Here is a 9,594-nt window from a genome sequence, read left to right on the forward strand (position 1 = left end):
CGCTGTACCGATTTTTAGAGTGTAAGGTTTAATCCCAATGACCACGTGCGCATCTGCGGGTACACATTATAGGAGCCCGAAGCAGCCTTGTAGTCGTACGGGTTGAAGAAGGTGGCCGGGTTTAAGCCCACACCAATAATTTTTGCTGAACTGATTCCCAACTTTTTGGCGACATTCTGGCTTAGCTGGTACGACACATTCAGGCTGCGCATATTGAACGCAAATGCATTGCGGAACCAGAATGACGACACCATCGAGTAGGTTTCTTCCCAGTAAGGATCGGGATATTTCGCATTCGGATTTTCCGGTGTGTAATGGTCGGCCCAGAAAACGGGGCGGGATACGTCCTTCGCGGCTTTTTTGCGCGCGTCGCCATCTACGAGGCCTTGCCCGCCGAACGAACCGGCCGTTACCACATCCACCTTAAACCCTTTGAAACCGAAACCGAACGACAGACCGAACGTGTAGTGGTTATTCTCCTTTTTGGTCAGATATTCCTGGTCATCCTCGGTGATCTTGCCATCCGGTGCGGCGTAACTGCCGTCGGTCTGGCGCGGGCCGCGGATATCCTGGTAGTAAAGCATCCCCGGCTTCGGCGCGTAACCCATAATGGTATAATCCGGGTTCTTTTCAAGGAAACGGTCCACATCTTCCTGCGAACGGAACATGCCCAGGTAGCGATAGCCCTGCAAGCCGCGGTCGCTCGACCGGCCCGTGGGATCCTGCCAGCTGCCGCGGTTGGTAGTGGCCACGTCCACGAGAATATTCTTGTTGTCGCTCCACGCGAGGAATGCGCCGATGTTGTAATCGATGTTCTTGCCGATGCGGTCGCTCCAACCGGTTGCAAATTCGAGGCCGAACGAGTTCACCGTTTCAAAGTTCTCGGCCGGCATCACCGAGCCGATCGTAAGCGGTACTGACGAGGTGAGCGTCGTGAGCAAATTGTAACCATGGTCGTGGTAAGCATCGATGGTCGTCGACAGCCGGTTGTTCAGGAACGATGCGTCGATACCCACATTCTTCTTCGTCACATCGTCCCAGCGCCCGTAATAGTTGGGCAACTTTTCGAGTTTGATACCCACCGTACGGTCGCCGTTGCCGCCAAACAGCGCGCCATTTGAAGCCTGCGGCGTGTAGCGTTGCAGCCATTGCCAGGCCGCCGTGCGGTCGCCGCCCAGGAAGCCAATGGACCCGCGCAGTTTCAGGTTGTTGATGAAAGGTAATTTTTCGCGAAAAAACCGTTCTTCGGACATCACCCACCCTGCCGAAAGTTGCGGGAATGTACCCCAGCGATATTCCGGAGCAAACTTCGTGGAAGCGTCGCGGCGGAAGGACACTTCGAACAGGTAGCGGTCGGCGAAGGAGTAGTTCAGGCGGCCTACATAAGAAAGAATACCGCTTTCGTTGGCCGCATTCGGGCCAATATCTTTCGCACCAAATGCCGACATCAGGTAATCGTTGCCGCCTTCAAAGATGCCTTCCTTCATCGTGGCAATGCTTTCAGTGTAAATTTCCGATTGCTCGACCAGCGCCAGCGCACTCACCGAATGCCGTCCGAAATCACGGGCGTAACTCAGGTTGAAATTCAGCTGGTAACCGTCGGTGTAGCCAGGGTTGAAGCGCAAGCGGTCGCCGTTGTTGAGGCGGGTTGGCGCATTGGGCGTGCCGCCGTAAATGTGCTTGTTTTCTCCGAGCATCGAGAAGCCGTAAGTTTTATAATAGGTCCCAAACTGCTTGCCCCAGTCGTTGCCCAGATTCTTGTTGTACACCGTGCGGAGTTTCAGACCGCGGATGAACGGCACATTGTATTCCAGATAAGCATTGACATTCAGCACCACATTCCGGGCGCGGGTGTAGTTGTTCAGTTTTTGTGCCTCGAAGAAATGGAAGCCCGTTGCCCCCGATCCGCCCGGCAGCAATACCGGTAGGCCGTCGACGTAAGGTGGGATGAACTGCGGTGTATTAAGCAGGTTAGTCACATCCTTTTCGACATTCTCCCCGCCTTGTTTCAGGTAAAACAGCTTGTTGTCGGACAGGTTACCGCTTACGCCCAGTCCTACTTTAATATGCTTCGTCACGTTCACATCCGTGCTCGCGCGGAAATTCCATTTCTTGTAGCTGATATTATCGACATTACCATTCTGAGCGAAATAGGTTGCCCCAGCGAAGAAGGTCGCGCGCTCGGTACCGCCGCTGATATTCACCGCATGGCGGGTGTTGAACGACGGCTTCCAAGCCATATCGAACCAGTTATTGTTGTTGTTTTTGAAATATTCGAGTTCGTCGGCCGAATAATATTCCGGGTCGTTGGCTGCCAGGCCGCGGCTTCGGTTGAAGTCGTTCAGATAGGTCGCATGCTGAAAGCCGTTCATCATTTTGGATTTATAGGAAGCATCGGAAACGCCCACCGTCGTCGTGTAGCTTACGGTTGGCTTGCCTGCTTTTCCGCGTTTCGTACGCACGACCACTACCCCTAATGCCGCCCGTGCTCCGTACACCGCCGCCGCGCCATCTTTCAGGATCGAGAGATTTTCGATTTCGGAGGCATCCAGCAGCTGGAAATCCGCTTCCGAACGGATCACGTCATCGATAATATAAAGTGGGGAGTTGCTTCCGCCGTCTTTCGAGGCTTTTGTAGGGTTACGGATAACGATCGAGGCAGGCGTGCCCGGACGCGCCGTACCGCCCGAAACGTTGACTCCCGGCAGCTTGCCCACCAATGCGGAAGAGATATCGCCCACGGGCAGCTCCTCCACGTCCTTCATTCGTACCGTCGCGACCGCGCCGGTGAGGTGCGAGCGCTTCTGCTCGCCATAACCTACCACCACCACATCTTCGAGTGCTTTCACATCCGGTTCGAGCACCACCGTGAGCGAACCCCGGTTGGCCACGTCGATCGTCTGTTTCACAAACCCGACGTAGCTGATAATCACGTTAGCGCCGCTTTCCGGCACATTCAATGTAAATTTCCCCTCGACATCGGTAGCTGTTCCCGAATTGGTTCCCGAGATAAGGATCGAAACCCCTGGCATCGGTTCCTTCGAAACGCCATCGATCACAACCCCTTTCAGTACGCGGTTCTGCGCCTGCACAGCCAAAGCCGCCAGCAGCAGGGTAAAGATGAGTAGAAGTGGTTTTCTCATGTAATTGAGTCATTTAGAATATAACTATTTCAAGATATTCGCCGGTTTTCATTGATAAAGTCCAATTGAAACCACGATCAAGTCTATTTGACCCCTTCGATTCCCCCAAACATTTTACGGGATTTATTTCTGCACACGATACCGGGAACGATTGCATTGGGTAGTACAAGTTCTACTCTGCACCAAGTTAGTGTAAATTCGACACATTTTCGATTATTTGCTTTTAGTAAAAAATTGAAAAACAATCGAAGCATTTATTGCACTATTCAAATACAGTAAGCTGACACTTTTTCTCGCATTTGCATTGTTTTGAAACCGTCCGCGTGCGGCTTCTGGTACATCGATTGCTTATCAAGAATCGGTATAAATCCAAATTTCTATCCCTAATGCACAAAAAGCATCCAAGCCGTTGAATCCATCCCGGAAGCTGTGTATGTTTGAATGAGTGCTACTTAGAAGGGATATGGTGAAGCAAAAAGTTTATCGGAAACACATACAACTTACTGACTTTCAAATCAAAAGATTATACGAACTCAGTGAGTTCGACGGCATCGACCCGGCGGAGCATGCTATGCGTGCCATTGATGCCTATCTGAAAAGCAAAAAGACGGAAGTGCCTGCCAAGAGCCAGGTGCAAATCCGCACGAAGGTAAAAGACCAAAGCAACGACCCACAGATCGAAGGTGCGGTGTGGCTTTCGGGAACCGTGAACCAATACGAGTTTTCGGCGCTCATCCTTAAAACACCTGCCAAAACAGCCATGGAAAAGGGGCGTATTTCCAAACTGTCGATCTGGGACCCGGTAGTTCGAAAAACTACAAACAACTTCATTGGCGCATGTATCGTCAACTACGACCGTGGCTGGGACATCCGCCCGAGTCGTCGCGCCGAAATCTACTACCATCCCGTAAAGTCATTGCTCGACGAATTTATCGCCGCACATTAAAAAAGCACCTTACCACTAAATAAATAGCTGATTTACAAATCGCTATGACTGACCGGGTATGGCTAATTTCGCGGCATGAAAACAATCACACTCGCGAACTGGTGTCTTCTTGGCCTCTATACCGCCTTTCTCATTGGGCTGCTTTTGTTTAGCCGCTCCGGCTCGACAGACGACCGGCTGGCCACCGCGTATATCGTCTTGCTTTTTATTCCGCTGGGTATCCTGGCGGCTATCAACCTTCTTCCATTTCAATTTACCCGCATTGCAGTTCTCGTCCTATGCGTTACCCCGCCCGTAACAGCGTTGCTTATGCTGATCACGTCGCCCATCATCGGAAAATGGAAGACCGCCACCTGGGCACGCGAGAGCGCGGAATTAGCCGATGGTTCCTACTATTTCAAAGATGACCAGCGCAGGAAACTGGCGATGTCCATCGTGGCGCTCGACGCGGAACAGCTCGCCGAAGACATGAAACAACCGATACCCACCCTGAACCAGACAGCCCACGAGCAGGTCACGTTGCTAGACTTTGCGGCAATGCAGGGACTCGAAGCCGACACCGCGCGCCTGATCGCCTGTTTGGAAGTGCTTTTAAAGAATGGCGCGAAAATTGACAATGGCGACCCCGCGCATACGCCTACCCATTTCCTGGTACGCGGCTACTCCCCCGCCCTGCTGAAATGGTTCCTGGAAAACGGCGCCGACGCCAATGCGCGCACGGCCGGCAAAGGGATACCTCTTTTGTTCGATGTCGTATGCGGTGAAAACTCAGAACCAGCCAGGCTGCAAAAGGCCGAACGGGTACGGATGCTGCTGGAACATGGGGCCGATCCTAATGCGAAAATCCCTAAGGCCGACGAGCTGACGCTGGAATCGTCGATCCTGCTAACGGCGGCCGATCTGGAACTATGGATGATCTGCGATATGCTCATCGAAGCCGGGGCCGATATTCATTACCAAACCCCGGGTGGTTCAACCATCGCCAGTTCGGTGGGATACCAAATCAAAAATCACCATTCTTGGGGTAAAACACCACCCGATGATCTGATAAAGCTTGCCCAACGCCTCAATTTGCCCGTAGCGTCAGGTACGCCGCAATGAATGCGATAATTGCGGCAATAGGTCCCAAAACAAAGGCCGCCGTCATGGTCGCCTCCATCGACTTGTCGTGGGAGTTGGAAGATAATTTTGTAATCAAAAAATAACCACCCACAGCAGCGATCAGATAGGCAGCGATCGCGATAAGCAGTGACAAGAAGAAGATTTTCATGCAGAGGAAGTCTAGGTTATCCGGAACCCGGCACCTAAATTTACTAATCCACCTGCTTTCCGCACTTAAAAAATGGTACAACCGGACGACTTTTTATTTGCCGACGTTGAAAAGGTAAAACAAATACCTATCGTTCAAACCGTATTAGAGGTAATCTGTCGCTCAACAGGCATGGGTTTCGCAGCTGTGGCGCGCGTCACGGAAGACCGCTGGATCGCATGCAGCGTGCAAGACGAGATCGGGTTTGGGCTTAGCGTGGGTGAAGAACTGGAAATCGGCACCACCATCTGCAACGAAATCCGCGGCAGCGGCCAGGCCGTCGTGATCGACCATGTGGACGAAAACGAATTTTACAGCGGACACCCCACCCCCAGGATATATGGTTTTAAAAGCTATATTTCCCTACCTATCACCTTGAAAAGCGGGGCGTTTTTCGGAACACTATTTGCCATCGATCCGAAACCCAACCAGTTGCAGAACCCGCGCGTGATCGGGATGTTCCATCTTTTCGCGGAGCTGCTTGCATTTCACCTCGACAGCATCCAGCTCATGGAGCGCACCCGCGCAGCCATGCACGACCTGGCCACTCAATTGCTTGTTCCGAACGACGAAACCAGGCAGTATCGTCATATTTCGAGCCATAATTTGCAGGAACCGCTCCGGAAGCTGCGGACTTTCAGCGATATGCTGGTCAATGCTACCGACCGCTACGAGATTGAAAAGGCCAGGGAACTCGCCGTGAACATCCGCAGTAGCGCGCAACAGTTCTCGATGATGATCAAGGACTTGTCCGACTTCTCGGGACTGAAAGACAGCGACGCACTTACCAGTGTGTGCCTGGACCACGTCGTGGCAGACGTTACCACACAACTGCAGCCGCAGATCGAACGCCGGAATATCACCGTCGAAACCGACCGGCTGCCGTCGATAATGGCCGTACCCCACCAAATGGAACAGCTTTTTTTCCAACTGCTGGACAATGCCGTCAAGTTTTGCGGGCACGACGAGCCGCCACGTATCCGGATTTCCAGCCGCGAGCTGGCACTGCACGAAATAGACGATCTGCTGCCGGAGCCCCTTCAAATGGCTTACGCGGAGATCAGCGTGGAGGACAATGGTATCGGGATCGGTGATTCCCAACTCGAAAAAGTGTTCGACATATTTGCCCGTCTGCCGACCGGCTCTTTCAGACAAGGAGAAGGCGTAGGGCTGGCCTACTGCCGTAAAATCGTTCGCAACCACAAAGGCATCATCAAAGCGGAAGCTAACCCGGGAAAGGGCACGACATTTGTTATCACCCTTCCATTGTCACGTTAACTACCCGAAAAAAATGAAAATAGCGACTTATAATGTGAATGGTGTGAATGGCCGCCTGCCCGTCCTGCTCCGCTGGCTGGACGAAACCGCGCCGGATATCGTTTGTTTGCAGGAATTAAAGGCCCCGCAGGAGAAATTCCCCGAACAGGCAATCCTTGACGCCGGCTACAAGGCCATTTGGCACGGGCAAAAGAGCTGGAACGGCGTCGCCATACTTTCGCGCGGCGACCTTCCCCGCGAAATCCGCCGCGGGCTGCCCGGAGATCCGGACGACACCCACAGCCGCTACATTGAAGCCGAAATCGGCGGTTTGACCGTCGGCGGCTTGTACCTCCCGAACGGCAATCCGGCCCCGGGGCCTAAGTTTGACTACAAACTTAGCTGGTTCGACCGCCTCATCACGCACGCGGAAGGACTCCTGGCGGCAGAAAAGCCTGTGCTGCTCACCGGTGATTTCAATGTAATGCCGACTGAACTCGACGTGTACAAACCCGAAAGCTGGGTCGACGACGCGCTCTTCCGGCCCGAAACCCGTGCAGCCTTCGCGAAACTGACCGCACAGGGCTGGACCGACGCGCTCCGCACATTGCATCCCAATGAAAAGATCTACACTTTTTGGGATTACTTCCGCAATGCATTTGCACGCAATGCCGGCTTGCGCATCGACCATTTCCTGCTCAGCCCGCAACTGGCGCCAAGGCTCGTAGGCGCGGGGGTCGACAAACAGGTGCGCGGCTGGGAAAAGACCAGCGATCACGCGCCGGTCTGGATCGAACTGAAAGATTAAACCTATTCACGTATGAAGACGCTTATTTACGGGTGTATGCTTATCGACGCCGCCGCAGCGCTGTTTCTTTTCTTCTCACTTTTCAGCAGCGGACAGGATTCGGCGGGGAAGGGTATGGTATTTCTCCCGATCCTGGTACTTATAGCATGTGCCGCCGGTGCTTATTTCCTGCTCGGGGCGGGACATTCCGGCTGGGCGCTCACGATAAGCGGGTTTCCCGTGATCATCATTGCCTACCTGGCGTTCATCAGTTTTACCTAAAGAATATTAAAAGCTCCACGGGTGCGTAGATTACCACCAGTTTTGCTTTTTGAGATGATAATTCAAAGCTCTCCTATGGAAAACACAATAGCCCGGATCCTGTTCATAATGCTGGCAATCTGCCCGTATTTAGCGCATGCGCAGCAACCTAAGGTATTTAAGGTTAAAGCGGGCGAATATCCCGACAAGGTAATTCCCTATGCCGACCGGTACCAGTTCGGCCAATTCACGACAGGCAAGGCAGATTTTGTCGATGGACGCACGTCTCAGGCACGTTTCAATTACAACTATATCGGCGGGCATGTGCTTTTTGTGGATGCCAAGCTGGATACCCTGGAAATCATCGATAAGGCGATCCTGAAAAACATCACGATCGGCGATAAATCCTACCGGTTCGACAAGCGTTTCGGATACTGCGAGGTTGTCGGCACCTTCAACCGCGCCAGCCTGGGCAAACGTGAGGTACTGGCCAGGATCGGCACCGAAAAAGGCGGGCCCTACGGTATTTCCTATACAGCATCCTCCGTCACAACCTACCGCTCGTATTCCAGCGATCAGGCCGCCGCGTCCAAGAAACTCAATCCCGATGCGGCAGGCGTATTCTCCCACCGGACAGCCTATTACCTGATCGACAACAATAACCGCTTCTACATCCCCACCGCCGGAAGCCTCAAGAAGCTCTACCCTGCACACAAAAAGGCGATCGATCAATACCTGAGAACAAACCCGGCCGACTTCGGTAAGGAGCAGGATTTGATCCGGCTGCTTACTTATTGCGATACCCTGCCAAAGTAGTTTCATCGCAACGTTTCGGAGCCACTTTGTGTCACTGGGGATACAAACTTAAAACGCTTCGGATATGAGAAAGCTCCTGCCTGTAATTTCCCTCTTTCTGGTATTCAGCTGCTGGCCTCCTGGCATGGACCCAGACAAAAAAGATGGTAAGTTTCTTTCCGACGTCGTTAACCTGGAAGAGATCAATTCGGAGTATGACGATTACAATTCGGACCTCCCCAACAATCGTCACGGAGATTTGGAGCTTGTGTTTTCGTCGAGACGGGAGAAAAAAGATGTGCTGAATCTGGTGCATATGCATGCCTATATGGATTATGACAAGCACCTAGGTCTGAAAAAAGGCCGAAAGCAGACGGGAGGTTATTTTTCAGGTGACATCTATAACAGTGCACAACAACTGGTCGGCAAAGCAAACGGTAATTTCAATGTGTATGGCCCGAAGTTCCTCTCGCTCCGGGACGATTTGATTAATTATGGCACGGAGGATGACCTGTTCCTTTTCTATGCCGACGATTCCTCCGGTAAAATGGATATCAAATATACCAGGCGTGGCACTTCGGCCCCCGAGCCTGTCAGATACCTGAATTCTCCCGCGAACGACGCCTACCCTTCCTTTTCCTGGACAGGCGATCGTATCTATTTTTGTTCCGATCGCGATGGCAACTTCGATATCTACGAGGTAAAAATCCCACGCAAGGAAACAGAGAAAATTACCATTGAAAGCATTGTAGCACCGCCAAAATACGAGCTAAGAAAAGTCGAGGAACTTTCGGGCCCCTACAACGACAAATGTCCTTACATCCAGCAAGACATGATGGTATTCGTGTCCGACCGGCCCGGAGGGCAGGGAGGCGAAGATATCTACTATTCCGAATACAAAAACGGCAAATGGTCCACACCGATCAACGCAGGACCTCGGATCAATTCTTCGCATAATGAGTACCGTCCTATTCTCCCCAGCTTGCCGAATTTCAATTACCCGCTGATGCTCTTCTCCTCCAACCGCCCGGGGGGCAAAGGAGGGTACGATCTCTACATGACCGGTCTTAAACGGGACTGGTAGATCGGAGATTAC

At 52.5% G+C, this 9,594-nt stretch carries 9 protein-coding genes; 7 read left to right on the top strand and 2 right to left on the bottom strand.

Annotated elements, in window-relative coordinates; all coding sequences use genetic code 11:
- Positions 1-14: 14 nt before the first annotated feature.
- Positions 15-3,143, bottom strand: a complete 3,129-nt coding sequence (locus tag ACTJJJ_RS20205; RefSeq protein ID WP_440702814.1) for a SusC/RagA family TonB-linked outer membrane protein — start codon at positions 3,141-3,143, stop codon at positions 15-17.
- Positions 3,144-3,606: 463 nt separating this feature from the next.
- Here ACTJJJ_RS20205 and ACTJJJ_RS20210 point away from each other — a divergent pair, with 463 nt between their 5' ends.
- Together ACTJJJ_RS20210 and ACTJJJ_RS20215 are read left to right on the top strand one after the other, a co-directional pair.
- Positions 3,607-4,089, top strand: a complete 483-nt coding sequence (locus ACTJJJ_RS20210) for a DUF7678 domain-containing protein (protein ID WP_188937774.1) — start codon at positions 3,607-3,609, stop codon at positions 4,087-4,089.
- A gap of 75 nt (positions 4,090-4,164) precedes the next feature.
- On the top strand, positions 4,165-5,190 hold the full coding sequence (locus ACTJJJ_RS20215) for an ankyrin repeat domain-containing protein (RefSeq protein WP_440702815.1): 1,026 nt from the start codon (positions 4,165-4,167) through the stop codon (positions 5,188-5,190).
- On the opposite strand, the gene ACTJJJ_RS20220 is transcribed toward ACTJJJ_RS20215, so the two are convergent.
- Complete coding sequence (locus ACTJJJ_RS20220) at positions 5,156-5,359, bottom strand: hypothetical protein (protein WP_188937771.1); 204 nt, start codon at positions 5,357-5,359, stop codon at positions 5,156-5,158. The two genes, ACTJJJ_RS20215 and ACTJJJ_RS20220, sit on opposite strands and share 35 nt — an antisense overlap.
- Before the next feature lie 72 nt (positions 5,360-5,431).
- Here ACTJJJ_RS20220 and ACTJJJ_RS20225 point away from each other — a divergent pair, with 72 nt between their 5' ends.
- The 5 genes from ACTJJJ_RS20225 to ACTJJJ_RS20245 all read left to right on the top strand — a co-directional run bounded on the left by ACTJJJ_RS20225 (position 5,432) and on the right by ACTJJJ_RS20245 (position 9,582).
- The gene (locus tag ACTJJJ_RS20225) at positions 5,432-6,676 is read left to right on the top strand and encodes an ATP-binding protein (RefSeq protein WP_188937768.1); all 1,245 of its coding nucleotides are present in this window, start codon (positions 5,432-5,434) and stop codon (positions 6,674-6,676) included.
- Positions 6,677-6,689: 13 nt separating this feature from the next.
- Positions 6,690-7,463 carry an exodeoxyribonuclease III gene (gene xth / locus ACTJJJ_RS20230; RefSeq protein WP_440702816.1) on the top strand — a complete coding sequence of 258 codons (774 nt, stop codon included), beginning with the start codon at positions 6,690-6,692 and terminating at the stop codon, positions 7,461-7,463.
- Positions 7,464-7,475: 12 nt separating this feature from the next.
- Entirely contained in the window at positions 7,476-7,724 is a 249-nt protein-coding gene (locus ACTJJJ_RS20235; RefSeq protein ID WP_440702817.1) for a hypothetical protein, read from the top strand.
- A 75-nt stretch (positions 7,725-7,799) separates the two neighbouring features.
- Positions 7,800-8,519, top strand: coding sequence for a hypothetical protein (locus ACTJJJ_RS20240; RefSeq protein WP_426295542.1), 720 nt, complete (start codon positions 7,800-7,802; stop codon positions 8,517-8,519).
- A gap of 64 nt (positions 8,520-8,583) precedes the next feature.
- On the top strand, positions 8,584-9,582 hold the full coding sequence (locus tag ACTJJJ_RS20245) for a TolB family protein (RefSeq protein WP_440702818.1): 999 nt from the start codon (positions 8,584-8,586) through the stop codon (positions 9,580-9,582).
- The last annotated feature ends 12 nt before the right edge of the window (positions 9,583-9,594 follow it).

This window comes from Dyadobacter sp. 22481 (assembly GCF_052044875.1).
Lineage (GTDB): Bacteria > Bacteroidota > Bacteroidia > Cytophagales > Spirosomataceae > Dyadobacter > Dyadobacter endophyticus.

Coding starts and splice junctions, on each gene's coding strand:
- ACTJJJ_RS20240 (WP_426295542.1), top strand. CDS start 7,800: ATGGAAAACACAATAGCCCGGATCCTGTTCATAATGCTGGCAATCTGC.
- ACTJJJ_RS20215 (WP_440702815.1), top strand. CDS start 4,165: ATGAAAACAATCACACTCGCGAACTGGTGTCTTCTTGGCCTCTATACC.
- ACTJJJ_RS20245 (WP_440702818.1), top strand. CDS start 8,584: ATGAGAAAGCTCCTGCCTGTAATTTCCCTCTTTCTGGTATTCAGCTGC.
- ACTJJJ_RS20225 (WP_188937768.1), top strand. CDS start 5,432: ATGGTACAACCGGACGACTTTTTATTTGCCGACGTTGAAAAGGTAAAA.
- ACTJJJ_RS20220 (WP_188937771.1), bottom strand. CDS start 5,359: ATGAAAATCTTCTTCTTGTCACTGCTTATCGCGATCGCTGCCTATCTG.
- ACTJJJ_RS20210 (WP_188937774.1), top strand. CDS start 3,607: ATGGTGAAGCAAAAAGTTTATCGGAAACACATACAACTTACTGACTTT.
- ACTJJJ_RS20235 (WP_440702817.1), top strand. CDS start 7,476: ATGAAGACGCTTATTTACGGGTGTATGCTTATCGACGCCGCCGCAGCG.
- xth (WP_440702816.1), top strand. CDS start 6,690: ATGAAAATAGCGACTTATAATGTGAATGGTGTGAATGGCCGCCTGCCC.
- ACTJJJ_RS20205 (WP_440702814.1), bottom strand. CDS start 3,143: ATGAGAAAACCACTTCTACTCATCTTTACCCTGCTGCTGGCGGCTTTG.